This is a genomic window from Methylocaldum marinum, from assembly GCF_003584645.1.
Lineage (GTDB): Bacteria > Pseudomonadota > Gammaproteobacteria > Methylococcales > Methylococcaceae > Methylocaldum > Methylocaldum marinum.
In genome coordinates, this window is record NZ_AP017928.1 from 5124165 (window position 1) to 5138878 (window position 14714).

10 protein-coding genes are annotated in these 14714 nt (G+C 60.1%); 4 read left to right on the top strand and 6 right to left on the bottom strand.

What is annotated here, in order from left to right:
• Positions 1-13 precede the first annotated feature (13 nt).
• The 4 genes from treY to sS8_RS22935 form a co-directional block, all read right to left on the bottom strand.
• On the bottom strand, positions 14-5179 hold the full coding sequence (treY, locus tag sS8_RS22920; protein WP_119631797.1) for a malto-oligosyltrehalose synthase: 5166 nt from the start codon (positions 5177-5179) through the stop codon (positions 14-16).
• Positions 5179-7002 carry a malto-oligosyltrehalose trehalohydrolase gene (gene treZ / locus sS8_RS22925; protein ID WP_197716608.1) on the bottom strand — a complete coding sequence of 608 codons (1824 nt, stop codon included), beginning with the start codon at positions 7000-7002 and terminating at the stop codon, positions 5179-5181. Before treZ ends, treY begins: the two co-directional genes overlap by 1 nt.
• Positions 7003-7134: 132 nt before the next feature.
• Positions 7135-8400, bottom strand: coding sequence for a glycosyltransferase (locus sS8_RS22930; protein WP_119631799.1), 1266 nt, complete (start codon positions 8398-8400; stop codon positions 7135-7137).
• On the bottom strand, positions 8393-9073 hold the full coding sequence (locus tag sS8_RS22935) for a DUF5752 family protein (RefSeq protein ID WP_119631800.1): 681 nt from the start codon (positions 9071-9073) through the stop codon (positions 8393-8395). Before sS8_RS22935 ends, sS8_RS22930 begins: the two co-directional genes overlap by 8 nt.
• 213 nt (positions 9074-9286) lie before the next feature.
• Here sS8_RS22935 and sS8_RS22940 point away from each other — a divergent pair, with 213 nt between their 5' ends.
• A complete protein-coding gene (locus sS8_RS22940) occupies positions 9287-11116 on the top strand; it encodes a hybrid sensor histidine kinase/response regulator (RefSeq protein WP_119631801.1) in 1830 nt (609 codons plus the stop codon).
• 201 nt (positions 11117-11317) lie between these two features.
• On the opposite strand, the gene sS8_RS22945 is transcribed toward sS8_RS22940, so the two are convergent.
• Entirely contained in the window at positions 11318-11968 is a 651-nt protein-coding gene (locus sS8_RS22945; protein ID WP_232020678.1) for an ABC transporter ATP-binding protein, read from the bottom strand.
• 79 nt (positions 11969-12047) lie between these two features.
• Between sS8_RS22945 and sS8_RS22950 the strand changes: the two genes are divergently transcribed.
• The 3 genes from sS8_RS22950 (at position 12048) to sS8_RS22960 (ending at position 13572) form a co-directional block, all read left to right on the top strand.
• Positions 12048-12650: an arylesterase gene (locus sS8_RS22950; protein ID WP_119632969.1), complete on the top strand. Its 603-nt coding sequence runs from the start codon at positions 12048-12050 to the stop codon at positions 12648-12650.
• 75 nt (positions 12651-12725) lie between these two features.
• A complete protein-coding gene (locus sS8_RS22955; protein WP_119631803.1) occupies positions 12726-13103 on the top strand; it encodes a HopJ type III effector protein in 378 nt (125 codons plus the stop codon).
• 214 nt (positions 13104-13317) lie between these two features.
• Positions 13318-13572: a hypothetical protein gene (locus tag sS8_RS22960; protein ID WP_145986653.1), complete on the top strand. Its 255-nt coding sequence runs from the start codon at positions 13318-13320 to the stop codon at positions 13570-13572.
• Positions 13573-13889: 317 nt separating this feature from the next.
• On the opposite strand, the gene ppsR is transcribed toward sS8_RS22960, so the two are convergent.
• Positions 13890-14708 (bottom strand): posphoenolpyruvate synthetase regulatory kinase/phosphorylase PpsR, encoded by an 819-nt coding sequence (ppsR, locus tag sS8_RS22965; RefSeq protein ID WP_119631805.1) that lies wholly within the window; start codon positions 14706-14708, stop codon positions 13890-13892.
• Positions 14709-14714 lie beyond the last annotated feature (6 nt).

Here is a 14714-nt window from a genome sequence, read left to right on the forward strand (position 1 = left end):
ACCTCCTATCGCATCAATCCACCCTGACCAACAAGGCCAGCGGAAAACCGGAAAACAATTCCGCCGCCAGCAGAGGGTCCGTTCCGCTCAGGTTGACCTGCTTCCGCGTGAAGCCATGGGCATAGGTGCCGACGACGGCGGGCGGCAAAGCCAGCCGGGTGTCGCCCCAGACCGTTTCGTCGTTCAGCGGCGGAAAAGTCCCGTTCCCGAGGCGCAGTAGCCAGCGAGACACCGCCACCAGCACGGCGCGCGAGCCGAATCGGCGGAGAAACGCGCACAAGTGTTCCGCTTTTTTCCCCTCCGCTTCCAGCGGGTGATAACCGCCCCGGCGGAACAGATCCGGATCCTGCTGCCGTACACGCAAGGTTTCCCGGGTGACGTAGAGCTTGATTCGTCCATCGCTCATGGATGCCAGCATTTCTGCGAGTTTCGGCGCGAGCTCCTCCGCGCTCATTCGGTCCCACGTCTTGAGCTCGTTCAACAGCGCCTGCCTCGTCGGGTAATCCACGGGCCGCCGATTGTCCGGGTCGACCAGGCTGAAATCCCACAGCTCGTTGCCCTGATAAATATCCGGTACCCCGGGAGCGGTCAGCTTGAGCAACACTTGAGCCAGGCTGTTATGCAAGCCGGCCCTGGACACGCCCGCCAGAAAATCGAGAAAATCGCGGATGAACTCGTCCTCGTCTTCGGGAATGACGAGTTTCCGCAGAAAGTCCGAGGTCGCGCGTTCATAGGCCAGGTTCGGATTCAGCCAACTGCTGAACAGCTTGGCTTCCCGCATGGCTTTGACCATATAGGCTTCCAGCCTCTCGACGTAGTTCGCCGCGCATTCCGGGCTCAGCGCCTCCGGCGGCCAGGTTCCGATAAGGGTTTGGTAGATTAGGTATTCGTCGTTTCTGGACGGGGCCGGATCACCGTCGACGATGCTCTTCTTTTTCCGGTTGAGCTCGCTCCAGTGACGTACCCGCGCAATCCATTCATCGGGCAGCTCCGACAGTACGTTGATGCGCGCTCTCACATCCTCCGATCGCTTGGTATCGTGGGTCGACGTGCTCAACAGCGCGTGCGGCCAGGATTGGCTGCGTTCTTGGTTACGGCCATGAAAGTCGGCCAAGAAGACCCCGAAATGCCGGGGATCGCCGCCCACCTCATTGAGGGATACGAAGCGGTTGTAACGGTAAAAAGCCGTGTCTTCCATGCCCTTCGCCATGGCCGGTCCGGTCAGCTGCTGAAACTTCATCGCGAACGAAACCACCTGTTCACGGTAGCGGTCGCTCTTGCCTTCCGCCAGAGTCGTGAGGAGTTCCTCCCGGACGAAGTCGAAGATCGTGAGATCTCCGACCAGGCTGCGTCTCTTGGCTTGCTCGACCGCGAGTTCGATGTAATTCCGATCCGTTTCCGACACGCCGCGACCGGTCACATAGGTTCTATAGATGGGAAAACAGGCGATGATTTCTCGCAAGGCCTCGCGCAGGCTGTTCAGGCTGTAATCGCGGGTGCGGCGATCGCTTTCCGCGATCCGGCTCAGGCGGTTGGCGAGCACGGTGAGCTCGCTGGACAGCGCCACCCTCAGGATCAGGCGCTTGGACTGATAAAGCAATTCGTCGAAATCGACGGGAAAACCGCAAAAGGAACGGTAGAACGCATCCAGCGGCTGCTCCGCCCCGGGCCAGATGAAAAGGCCGTTGGCCAGGTTGGCGAAATCGTAGCCGGTGGTGCCGTGGACCGGCCAGCGACCGGGGAGGCGTTCGTTAAGGGCCAGAATCTTTTCGATCACGATATAGAACATCTGCGCGTCCGGCATGGCGGCGGATTGACTTTCGAATTCCGCCGGTTCCGTGCGGGCCAGCGCCAGCACGCGGTCTTGCAGCATGCGGCAATAAGCCTCCGGATCGTAAAGTCCGTCCGGGTGATCGATTCTGAGTCCGTGGAGTTTCCCCTCGGCGATGAGATCGAGGACGAACCGGTGGGTGGCCTCGAAAACGTCTTCGTTTTCGATCGACAAGGCGGCCAGATCATTGGTATCGAAGAACCGGCGATAGTTGATCTCGTCGGCCGCGACCCGCCAATAAGCCAGCCGGTAGGCCTGGTGCTCCAGCAGTTCGTGAAGCCGGTCGAAACTCGCCGGAACCCCGGGCACGCCGTTGAACTCGCTGACATTCCTGGCGATGAACTGCGCAATGTCCCGGCTTGCGGCGCACAACCTGGCCAGTTGCTGTTTGTGGATTTCCTTGTCCCGGTTGCGTTCGCTGCGCTTGTCCTTGCCGGTTTGCCAGCGGCCGGGAAGATGGCTGAAAGCCGTGATCAGGCTCTGAAACTCCGCCAGATGAGAATCTTCCGGACTGAGCGGGGCGGCTTTCGGCTGATCCAGCCGATAGCCGAGGATGCGCGGATATTCCTTGGGATCGATCGGAAACCGGTGAGGGCCGTAGAAAACCGAGAAGGAACCGTCCTCCGAATCGAACGCCAGTTGCATCTCACCGCTTTCCAAGGCGGCTCCATACGGTGATCCCAGGGTCGGCAACAGGACTTTGCCGCGTAAATAATCTTTTACCGGCGACCAGTCGATATCGAAAAAATCGGCATAATCCGAAGCCGGTCCGTTTTCCAACACGTCCAGCCACCAGAAGTTATCGCTGCCCATGACGCCCATATGATTGGGCACCATGTCCAGGATCTGGCCCATGCCGCGCCGCGAGAGCTCGGTCACGAATCGTTCGAAGTCTTCGCGGCCGCCGATTTCCGGGTTCAGCTCGCCGTGATCGACGATGTCATAGCCGTGGGTGCTGCCGGGCCGCGCTTTCAAATACGGAGACGCGTAACAATGGCTGATTCCGAGTTCCTGAAGATAGGGCAGGATCTCCGTCGCCTGGCGAAAAGTGAAATCGCGGTTGAATTGCAGCCGATAAGTGGCGCGCGGGACGGTAAAACTGACGCCGGCCGCGGTTGCCGCCTTGGTCTTGACCTGGGTTTTCGGAATTCCGCTACGGTTTTCCGCCAGGTTCTGCAGCAGGAAGGCGACCGTATCTTCCTTGTGCCACTGCTCAAATTCCAGCGGCAGTTTTCGCCGCCAGTTCGGGAAATCTACCGGTGCGCCGGGAACCACCACGGGGTCGGCCTGCCCGAGCGCATCTTCCAGGCGAAGCAGCACGATTGCCGCTGCGGTTCGGGACAGCATCCGATAAATCGCGGATACCATGTCGGGTGTCATGTCCGGCACCGAGATCGGATGGATACTGATGTCGGACGGTAACAGATCCTCCTGCTCCAGCGTGATCAGAAGCCGGGCACGGGCGACGGCGCGAGTTACGACCGCTTCGCGGCGGTCATTCTCCGAGGCGAATAGCTTCAATGCGGTGCGTTCGTCCAGATCGCGGCCCAGCCAGAATCCACGCAGCGGCGGCTCGTCGGCCGCGGACGTAATGATCGCCGAATTCTGAATATTTTCCCGGACGGGTAGCGATTTCCCGGTTGTCCAGTAGGTGAATAGCGATTTGCAGGGCAGGACGCCCGAAGCTTTTAGCCGTTCCATGATTTCCGCCGGAACCTTTTCGCATTCGGTGGCCAGCACCAGGCAGCGATTGCGGTGGCTTTCCAGGGCGAGAATGCCCAGCAGGTCCTCGAACGGGAACGCGACATAACTTCCGTCCTCGGAACTCCCCCCGGCCGGAATCCAGTACTGCCGGGCCAGATCGGTCACCCGGTGCAGGAGCAGGGCGCCGGCATGCCGCATGGCCTGCCGCAGAGCGGCGGTGAAGGGACGATAGGCCGCCGCCCTGAGATGCGAGGGTACGAACGGCGAAATGGCCGAGATTTCACCGTCCGGACAGATTTCGGTCGGCGGCGAGCCGATCCGGATGCCGGGCGCGTGGCAGGCCTGCTGCGACCAGACTTCGCAGCCGTCCGTGGCGGCGTTGAAAACGAATTCCTGGCATAAGCCGATGCTCAAGCCGAGCGCAGCGGCGCGTTCGCACACCGCCTGGATTTGCAGTTCCGCCTGCCAGTAGAGATAGGCGTAGTAGTCGAGCCGGGCCGCGTTCTCGGCTGCGAAACCCTGCACTTCGGGAGAAAAAGGGTCCCTGAATTGGGGTGGCCAGTTGGTCCAGGATGAATGCGCAGCGCCTTCGCGGGCAAAGCGTTCGCACAACGCGTCGAACAGAGACTGGTAATAAAGAGCCGGCCCGCGCGCCGCCTGATAGGCACGAAACGCCTTTCCGCGCTTGGAAGGCTTGCGCAAGTGCCTATTCCGGAAATGAGCGTAGAGCGATTCCAGTATCCCGCTCTTTACCGCCGCCGTTTCCGGATAGTCGATCAGCTCCTCGGCGCGCAGAGCGCGAAGTCGGGCCTGGAATTCGGGGTCCGCAACGGCTTGCTGTACGGTCCCGGATTCGGCGAAATCGGGAATCGCCTCGACGTCGAGGAACAGCAGGTTGTAAAAGAAGCGGTTGCACGGCTCATAAGCATTGCAGATTGCGGGCATTGCCAGGTTCAGCGCTTGCAGCGGATTAACCCGGATCATTGCCGCCTCGTGCTCGGCCGCGTAATCGACCAGGCTTTTGAGATCGGTGAAATCGCCGATGCCCCAGTTGCGTTGCGAGCGCAAGGCGTGGAGGGACAGTGACAGGCCGAAGACCTTACGTTTCTCCTCCAGAACCGGCGAAAGAAAGCAACGCTCCGGCGTTACGATCAGGCTCATATGGCCTTTGAGGTTGCTCTCGGTGTACTCCACGGTCAGGCGGTGATAGCCGAGCGGTGGCTGAGTCGGCAAGGTGAAGGCGTAGCGTCGGCAGCACTGATCCCCTACCGAGAGCTCGCCGACCAGGGGCTGCTCGGCCGGGCAGAAGTTTCCTTCCCATCGCTGGCCGTCATCGAGATCCATGAGCCAGGTCAAAAGAACATGATCGAGCTGACGGGGCACGGTAACGCAAATGACGCGGGAATCCTCGCCTTCCCGAACGACCTTGACCGGCGGCAGAATCCGTAACCAATTCTCGGATTCGAGTTCGGCCATGATCGATGGCAGCCGCGCCTCGTCGGAGGCGTCGATACCCATGGCCGCCAGGAGTTCCCGCTTGGTATCTGTGGAAACGCGGACCGTTTCGCCCCATGTATCAACGAATTCCGTCTCGATTCCGCAAAGCCCGCAAAGCTGGTCCAGCGCTTTGACGACGGGCATCATTAATCTCCGGTTAGTATCAGAAACCAGGCTGTGGACCAGGCGGGCAGCCGTCCCGAGACCAGACTGTCGGGGATGTCCTGATCGCTGACGGCCAGCGGTGGAGCGGGCGGCGGGTTTGGATACGGCAGAGTCTCGCCGCTCAGGTTGGACAACATCATCAGGCCGTTGCCGTCGACCGGAGGCCAGACAACTGAAAGGCCTCGTTCGCCGAGAATCTCGAAGTGCGAACGGCCGAGGTCAATGCTTTTCAAAAGTGGAACGATTCGGTCGCGGCGGAGCGTCAATAGCGATCGGTAGAACGACCACCATTGCCGATGCCGTGGAGTTTCCAATGCGGCCCAGTCCAATTTGGAGGCGAAAAAGGTCGAAGGGGCCGAAGGGTCGGGAATCCCGCGTCTGAGCTCCGGATCGGCGAATCGCTCGAAACCGGCGAATTCGTTGCGCCGGCCTTCGGTCACCGCTCGCGCCAGGTCGGGTCCGAAATCGCAAAAATACTGGAACGGCGTCGGACAAGCGAATTCTTCGCCCATGAACAGCAACGGTGGGTTAGGCATCAGCAGCAGGAGGGTAACCGCGGCCCGAAGGGGGCGCGGATCGGTCAGATCGGAAAGACGCTCGCCGAAGGCACGATTGCCGATCTGATCGTGGTTTTGCAGAAAAGTAACGAACGCCGTAGGGGGAAGATCGCGGCTGATCTCGCCGCGCCGCCGGCCATGGCGATAGGTCGAAGTTTCTCCCTGGTAGACGAAGCCCTCGGTCAGGGCGCGTCCCAAGTGTTTTACGGGCGCGTCGGCAAAATCGGCGTAATAGCCGTCGCTCTCGCCGGTGAGCAGGTGGTGCAGCACATGGTGCAGATCGTCGTTCCATTGTGCGTCGTAATGCCGGGGCGCACCGTCCGCCTTTCGAGTCAGGTAGCGTGCGGCGTTGTCGTCGTTTTCGAGTACCAGATGGATCTTCCGCTCGCGTCCGGGCCCGCTGCGCGCCCGCTCGGCCAATTCTTCGAGGAAGTCCGGGCTGGAATCGTCGAAGATGGCGTGCACGGCGTCCACGCGCAATCCGTCCAGGTGGTATTCCTCCAGCCAGTAAAGCGCGTTGTGGATGAAGAACTCGCGCACGTTGCGGCAGTTCTCGCCGTCGAAGTTGATGGCGTTGCCCCAGGGCGTGTGGTGCCGCTCGCTGAAGAACGGCTTGCCGTAGACATGCAGGTAATTGCCTTCCGGCCCGAAATGGTTGTAGACCACGTCCAGGAACACCATCAGGCCCTTGCCGTGCGCCGCCTGGATAAGTTCCTTGAGATCGTCCGGAGTTCCGTAGCCGGAATCCGGCGCGAACGGCAGTACGCCGTCGTAGCCCCAGTTCCGGCGGCCGGGAAAATCCGCCACCGGCATCAGTTCGATCGCCGTGATTCCGAGCGAAGCCAGGTAGTCCAGCTTGTCCTGTGCAGCCCGAAAACTGCCTTCCGGCGTGAAAGTGCCGACGTGCAGTTCGTAGATCACGGCTTGTTCCCAGGGGCGTCCCGTCCAGTCCCGGTCGGTCCAGCGGAACCGGGCCGGATCGATCACCTGGCTGGCGCCGTGTACATCCGAAGGATTGAAGCGCGAGGCCGGGTCGGGGACCGCCAATCCCCCGTCCAATCGAAACCGGTAACGGCTGCCGACCGCCGCTTCCGCAGTGACGAGTTCGAACCAGCCGCCGGCGTGCGATTGCATGGACAAACTGCGCTCGTCGCCGCCCGATTCGAGGATCAGTTCCGCCTTCTTCGTTTGCGGAGCCCAGAGTCTGAAGCGTACGCCTTCCTTCGTGATTTTTGTGCCGAACGGCATTGAGTGTTTTCGAATCATTGTTTCGACTGAGGTGTTTGGTTTTCGAGTAATCCGGTTGTCGGCCGGGATGGGCGAAGCGACCCCGGCCCTATGCCGCCGGAATTCCGAGCGGACATGGAAAGCGGCAAACGCCTACTGTCCTCTGACTCGTATGCCGCCCGCCAGCTCGATGCGTTCGCCCGCGGTGTACAGCACGCTGACCATCAGCGTCAGATATTCGCGAAGATGGCGGGTGATCAGGAAGTTTTCCCTCACGAACTCCCGCGCTTTATGGCCCATTTCCTCGATCTTGTGCCGGTCGTGCAGCAAATAGCGGATACGTAGCGCGGCACCTTCCGGGGTGTTGACCAGAAAACCGGTGTGGTGATCGATCACTTGCAGCCGAATCCCGCCGGTATCCCCGCCGATGACCGGTTTTCCCTTCCAGAGCGCTTCGGTCACGGTCAGGCCGAAGCCCTCGCGCAGCGATTTCTGCACCACCAGATCGGCGGCCCGCTGCAAGGCATTGATGGTGCGATGGGCATCGGGCGGGAGCAGCAGGATATGTACATCGGGATCGCCGTTTGCCGCCCGCCGGGCTTCCGCCAGAACCGCTTCTCCCTCGGGGTCGTCGGCCGCGGAGCCTCCGGCCAGGACCAGTTGAATGTCCGGCAGGAAATGCTTGGCGATGCGATACGCTTCGATGACGCCCACCGGGTCCTTGAACTGGTCGTAGCGCGATACCTGCACGATGACCGGGCGCGTCCGATCGATTCCGAAGCGCTCGCAGACACCGTCGATTTCGTGTTCCGGCAGATCGATATTCTTGTCGCTCAAGGGATCGATGCTGGGCGGGATCAGGTATTGCGCATGCGGCAGGGGTTGCACGAATGCGGCGAGCGAAAAAATGCTGGCGTCATAGCCGGCGACGAAGCCGCGCAGATAGCGCCAGATCACGCGGTTCGGACGATTGATGTCGATATGGCAGCGCCAGATCCATTTGCCCTTGCGCTCCGGAATGTATCTCAGCAGCGGTGCGGGCTGCGGATCGTGGATGAAAACGATGTCGGCATCGCTCAGAATCGGGCGCAGTTGTTCGGCGTTGAAGGCGTTGGTCTCTTCGAAATTTCGCAGCCAGTCGTTGGGCATGTTTACCGTCTTGCCCTGAAGCCCGTTGTGAAAGCTCTTGGTGCACTGGTAAAACGCCGCATTGCCCGTGATCACTTCCCAGTGGGTTTCGATTCCGAGTTCCCGCAGCAGCGGCACATGCTTTTCCAGGATTTCGGCCACGCCGCCGCCGAGCCGGGTCGAATTGACGTGGACCACCCGTTTGTCGCGCAATGTACCGGCAAGCTGATGCAGTTGGTCGATGACGTCCTGGCCGACGACCTCGGCGTAGGCGTCCAGCAGATTAACCATGATCCGCCTCGCACAGGCAACCGGAGAAAATCCGCGCCAAATCCTCGCGGAGACGGGTCAGCGTGGTGAAGTAGGGGTCGATCATGGCCAGGCACTGAATGAGACTTTCATAGCGTCCGCCGAAAGATTCCAGCCAATTTCGGAAATCGTCCAGCCGATTCTCGTTGCGCCGCTTCGCGTCGATGAAGTGATAAAAGATGCTGCTGACCGACATATGGCCGATCCGTGAGGCTAGCTTCTCGGGAGCGAAGAACTGCAGGTCTGTCCGGAAAACGACGGTAAGCGCGCGGATGAATTCGAACTGCTGGTCCGGCTGCGCCCACGCCAGTACCTCGCGCTCGTCCAGCCGTTGCTCGATGATCTCGATCAATTCCTGGCGCAGTTCGTCGAGCGTGCCGTAGCTGTTGGGGTCGACGACACTCAGGCGTTCGGCGAGCACCTTGTCGTGCAAGGCATGCCTGGACCAGGCGGCGAAGTCGTTGCTGTATTCGGGTTCGTCGAAACGGGGATGGAGCAGATTGCCCCAGAAATGGAAGTAAATGCTGCCCGGATGAATGATCAACAGCTGATCACGCAGTTCCTTGAGGTTCTGTGCCCGTCTGCCGGTGGCGATGGCCAGCAGGGCGCAATCATTGACGATGAAGGGCGTCGATCCACTGGTGTTGTTCTCCATGACAATTTCAGGCTTGCCTGTCGCTTGCATACATTAGGGGCACCATAGCCAGCTTGGCCGCGTTTGTAAATCCGTGAAAGCCGGGGTAGGTGGTTTCGGTGGAATCGCCTGCGGCTGTTCCCGGTTCCTTGTGTTAGAGTTTCAATCCTGCGTACCGGTTCGTTTACGAAGCCCGGGTTGGGGAATTCAGGCGCACGCTGGAGAGACGACACGATGTCGAATAAGACCGACAAGACTATTCCGGGAGAAATGACAGAAGGCGAGATCAAAGGGAAGCTCGAAACGCCGGCGTCCGCAGATGGGGACGTGCATGCCCCGAGGCCCGAGCATCGGTCGCAGCACGGGTTTCAGGCCCGTGTGCTGGAACTGGAGGACGAAAATCAGAAATTGAAGCGTTCTCTGGAGGCCCTGACAAAGTCCCGCGACCGCTATACCTACCTTTTCGATTTCGCGCCGGCAGGCTATCTGACCCTGGACGAGCATGGCGTGATCCAGAAGATCAATCTGACCGCTGCCGGCATGCTGGCTCGGGAGCGTTCCGCGCTGATCGGGCTTCCGTTCGTCCAGTTCATCGCCAAGGCCGATCAAAAAAAGTTTGCGGACCACCTTTCGGAAAGCCGGCGCGAGCGCCGTCGGCGCCTCACCGCGGAACTCCGTCTGGTCGGAAAGGGTGGTTGGCATCTTCCGGTTGAAATGCATACCGCGTCGATGCGGGATACCCGTCACTGTGTTTTCTATCGTTCGGTGCTGACCGACATCAGCGAGCGCCTGCTGGTGCGCACGGCGCTGGATCAATCGCGCCGGCAGCTGGAGCAGAAGGTCTCGGAACGGACGGCGGCCTTGCAGGAGAACCGGCAACTCGAGGCCGAGGTGGCCGAGCGAAAACGGCTGGAAGCCGAGTTGAGGCAACGCATGCAGGAACTTGCCGACGCGGACCGGCACAAGGACGAATTCATGGCGATGTTGGCTCATGAGCTGCGCAACCCCCTCGCGGCTATCGTCAATGCAACCGAGTTGATGAGACGCAAGGCTTCGGGCCACCAGCATCTGCAGGACTGGGCCTGCCGGGTGATCAAGGATCAGGCGTCCCATCTCGCGCATTTGTTGGACGACCTGCTGGATGTCGCGCGGGTGACCCAGGGCAAAATCGTGCTGGACCAATCGACGATCGACTTAAGGAAGATCGTTTCTCAGGCGATCGAGGCCAATCGCGCCTTGATCGAAGAGCGTCGTCATCGCCTGAACGTCCGTGTTCCGCCCGAACCGATCTGGATCCACGGCGACGGAACGCGGTGCGTACAGATCATCGGCAATCTGATTCACAACGCTGCCAAGTTCACCGAGGTCCAGGGAGATATCGAAGTGCTTCTCGAAACCGAGGCGGACGAAGCCGTGGTGCGGGTTCGTGATAATGGAACCGGAATTACTGCCGACCTTCTGCCGCGCATTTTCGAGCCGTTCACGCAGGAGGACCGATCGCTGGCCCGTTCTCGGGGAGGCCTCGGGATAGGCCTGTCGCTGGTCAAGAAACTGGTGGAGTTGCATCACGGCAGGGTTGAGGTTTTTAGCAAAGGACCCGGCGAGGGCAGTGAATTCGCGATCCGCCTGCCTACGGTAAAAGCAGCCGGCACCGGCCGCGAATCCGGCGAAAGCGTCGAAGGCGCGGGCTTGCCCGCGGCCGATCAATACATTCTGGTGGTCGATGACAATGTGTCTTCGGCGGATTCATTGTCGACCTTGCTCCAAGCGTACGGCTATCAGGTTCAGGTCGTTTACGACGGAAAGCTTGCCCTCGAGAGGGTTCAAGAGCGAGTGCCCGATGTCGTGCTGCTCGACATCGGAATGCCTCAGATGGACGGCTACGAGGTGGCTTTGCGGATGCGCGAGAACCCACGGCTCGCCGCGACGCGCCTGATCGCGGTTTCTGGATACGGGCAGGAAGAGGATCGGCAACGCTCACGCCAGGCCGGATTCAACCACCATCTGGTCAAGCCGGTGGATATCGATGTTTTGCTCGATCTGCTCGGCAGCAGGCCGTCATAGCTTTTCGGGTTCCATCATCCAGGGAAACGGCAGTTGACCGCTTGGATGGCGCAGAAACGCCGCATGGATTCCGGCCGTGGTTCTTCTACCGAGTTCAACGTCCGAGATTAACAGCCGCGGCTTGATAGGGCGGCTTATTCCAAATCGCTCTCGATAAGGCATTCATTTCGTGTGCGCCGTAACCCGCCAGAGCAATGAGCGCTAGCCTTGCCGGACTGCCGAACCCTCCACGATGCGCCCGCTGTCCAGCCGGATCAGGCGCTCGCAGCGGGACGCCAGGTTCTCGTCGTGGGTGACCAGAATCAGCGTGGTGCCTTTCTCCCGGTTCAGTTCGAACAGCAATTCGATGACGGTCCGGCCGGTGTTGCTGTCCAGATTGCCGGTGGGTTCGTCCGCGAACAGGATCTTGGGTTCGGTGACGAAAGCCCGCGCCAGCGCCACGCGCTGCTGTTCGCCCCCCGAGAGCTGTCGCGGATAGTGCTTGAACCGGTGGCTGAGACCGACGCGCTCGAGCATGGCGAGGCTGCGGAGGCGAGCCTCTTCGCCGGCTCCGGCCAGTTCCACGGGCAGCATCACGTTCTCCAGGGCGGTCAGATTCGGAAGCAGCTGGAAAGACTGGAACACGAAACCGACGTACTCGCTGCGGAGCGCCGCCCGGCCGTCTTCGTCCAGATCGGTAAGACACGAACCGGCCAGCCAGATACGGCCGGACGAGGGCAGATCCAGCCCGGCCAGGAGGCCCAGCAGGGTCGATTTGCCGGAACCCGACGCGCCGACGATCGCCAGCGTTTCGCCCGGTTTGATCGAAACATCGACTGCTGTCAATATATCGAGTCGACCATCCGCCGTCATGACGTGTTTGCCGAGATTCTCCGTTCGAATGACGAATCCTGCGTCACTATCTTCCAACGCACCGATCCGCTCCTGAGTTATGCGAAAATTGTTGATATCGTTCATCCTGCTCGTTTTGTCGGGCTTGTGTCAGGCCAAAACCGTTCTTGTTCTCGGCGATAGTATCAGTGCCGGCTACGGTTTGGAAAAGATAGACCATGGTTGGGTGGCCATGTTGCGGGATGCCGCGCGGCCGCTCGGCTTCGACGTCGTGAACGCCAGCATTTCCGGAGAGACGAGCGCCGGCGGTCTCGCCCGCATCGATGATCTTCTTAGCGGTCATCGGCCGTCCGTGGTGATTCTCGAACTCGGCGCCAACGACGGTTTGCGCGGACTTTCGCCAGCCCAGCTGGAATCCAATCTGAGTGAAATGACGGTCCGTTCCAAAGCTGCCGGTGCCAAGGTGTTGTTGCTCGGGATGAAGATTCCGCCGAATTATGGCAAGCGTTACGCCGACCTGTTCGGCCAGGTGTTTCAACGGGTCGCCGATACCCACGGCACGGCTTTCGTCCCTTTCCTCCTGGAGGGCGTGGGCGGCCGGGATCATCTCATGCAGGCCGACGGCCTGCATCCGAATCGCGACGCTCAGGCGATCCTGTTCCGGCAGGTTTGGGACAAACTCAAGCCGATACTTGCCCGCTGATTTCCGAATGTCCGGTTTACATCGGCCGCCGGCCGGCATTCATTCGAACCCATCTTTAAAATTTTTTCCGCAGACATGACGACATCGCTAGAAACTTTTATCGCCGAAATCAAGCAAGGCCGGTCCGTCGCCTTCAAAGAGACCATGGACCTTATCGCGCAGTATTACGATTACCGGCCAACCCGCTTTGTCAACGGCCTGGACGATGACCGGGTGGTCAACGAAGCGGGCAGCAACGAAGGCTCCTGCAAGATTTTCTATTTCGGCCGGCTGCACGAGTTATCCGAGAAAGCGACTCTGGCGCTGTTCGGCGAGCATTACGCCGAAGTGCTGTCGAACCCGAACGGAGACAGCCATAAGAACATCCGGGCATTCATGCGCTACGGATGGCGGGGAATCTCCTTCGACGGCGAGGCTTTGGCTCGGAGATCGCGGGACCGCGACACGCTCTGAACTGAGACGAGCAGCGGGCATGGCCGGATGAAACGAAGCGCAAATCGCGATGACCGGTGCGCGGAGGTGCCCGGCATCCCATTGTCTGGTTTCAGCGAACAATTTGTTGTTTAATCGCGAACGCTTTGCTGCCAAACTGGTCAAACGGCCCGTTTTTCTTACATTTTCTCCGGAAAAATCCGGTGCCATAACAAGAATATTTTTGGAGAGTCGTATGCTGATCTTTCTCAAGTGCCTGGTCGCCGTTTCGATTTTGATCTTCATCGTCGGCCTGATCAAACCGAAATGGATTCTGTTCTGGATGAAACAACCGGATCGCCTGACGGCCACCTCGCTCGGGTTACTGCTGTTCATGGCATCCTGGACCGGAATCGCCAAGTTGACCTTGAAGCCAAAACCGCCCGAACACGCTCGACCCTCGGAGCGTTCCGTCGACGACCAGAACACCTTGCAGTTGGATCGCCGCTGACGGCTCGACGCCTCGCTTTCGTACCGGCATGGCTTGTTTCCCGTCCGGCCGGGTGCCTGATTCCCATCGCCATTCGAACGGACATTCATCGTAGGATGGGTAGAGCGAAGCGAAACCCATCGAGGGTGGGTCAGCCCTTCGACGGAGCTCGGGACAGGCCCTTCGACAGGCTCCGCGTAATCCGCCAATTGAGGGCACTCTTGTGGGTTACGGCCTGGGGCCTAACCCACCCCGCAAACTGAATGCCTTATCGAAAGCGATTTTGAATAAAAGCATGTTGCGCGTCCCGGTGCGATTTGGCGGTACCGCAAATCCGGTTACCATTGCATTCGTTTCAACCCCTTACGGTGCAGTATGTTGGCGGAGATTTCTTCCACCGACATGGTTGAGGTATCCAGATAAGGGATTCCCGCCGACCGGAACAGCGCATCCGCGGCGCGGATTTCACTTCGGCATTGTTCGAGAGCGGCGTAGCGGCTCGCGGGTCTCCGTTCTTCCCTGAGCTGATGTAGGCGCTCAGGGGTCATGGTCAAACCGAACAAGCGCTTGCGATGCTTCCGCAGACCGGCCGGCAGCCCGGATAGATTCAAGTCCTCCTCGGTCAGCGGATAGTTGGCGGCCTTGATGCCATAGTGCAGTGCGAGAAACAGGCTGGCCGGGGTTTTGCCGGAGCGCGAAACGCCGATCAGGATGATGTCGGCTTTGTCATAGGCGTCGATACCGATGCCGTCATCGCAATCGATGGCGAATTTCAGCGCTTCCACGCGCCCTCGGCCGAGGGTCGCATCGCCCAGGCCGTGAGTTCGCCCGATCGCCTGTGCCGAGGATTGCCCCAGCGTCGTTTCCATGCGATCGAGAAAGGCTTCGAAAAGATCGAACACCACGGCTTCGCTGCGTTCCAGGATTTGCCGCAGGCGCTCGTCGGTCAGGGTGCTGAACACCAATGGCGCTTGGCCGTCCCGGGCGAATGCCTCGGCGATGTTCCGGCAGGTATCCATGGCTTTGGCTTCGCTATCGACGAAAGGAACGGTCACGCGTTCGAAAGTGACGGACTCGAACTGGCTCAGGAGGCTTCGTCCGAAGGTTTCGGCGGTGATGGCGGTGTGATCGGACACAAAGAAGGCAGTGCGCTTCATGCTTTC

Excerpts from the sequence above, each read along its gene's own strand:
- ppsR (WP_119631805.1), bottom strand. The coding sequence starts at position 14,708 with ATGAAGCGCACTGCCTTCTTTGTGTCCGATCACACCGCCATCACCGCC.
- sS8_RS22945 (WP_232020678.1), bottom strand. The coding sequence starts at position 11,968 with ATGACGGCGGATGGTCGACTCGATATATTGACAGCAGTCGATGTTTCG.
- sS8_RS22940 (WP_119631801.1), top strand. The coding sequence starts at position 9,287 with ATGTCGAATAAGACCGACAAGACTATTCCGGGAGAAATGACAGAAGGC.
- treY (WP_119631797.1), bottom strand. The coding sequence starts at position 5,179 with ATGATGCCCGTCGTCAAAGCGCTGGACCAGCTTTGCGGGCTTTGCGGA.
- sS8_RS22955 (WP_119631803.1), top strand. The coding sequence starts at position 12,726 with ATGACGACATCGCTAGAAACTTTTATCGCCGAAATCAAGCAAGGCCGG.
- treZ (WP_197716608.1), bottom strand. The coding sequence starts at position 7,002 with ATGCCGTTCGGCACAAAAATCACGAAGGAAGGCGTACGCTTCAGACTC.
- sS8_RS22935 (WP_119631800.1), bottom strand. The coding sequence starts at position 9,073 with ATGGAGAACAACACCAGTGGATCGACGCCCTTCATCGTCAATGATTGC.
- sS8_RS22960 (WP_145986653.1), top strand. The coding sequence starts at position 13,318 with ATGCTGATCTTTCTCAAGTGCCTGGTCGCCGTTTCGATTTTGATCTTC.
- sS8_RS22950 (WP_119632969.1), top strand. The coding sequence starts at position 12,048 with ATGCGAAAATTGTTGATATCGTTCATCCTGCTCGTTTTGTCGGGCTTG.
- sS8_RS22930 (WP_119631799.1), bottom strand. The coding sequence starts at position 8,400 with ATGGTTAATCTGCTGGACGCCTACGCCGAGGTCGTCGGCCAGGACGTC.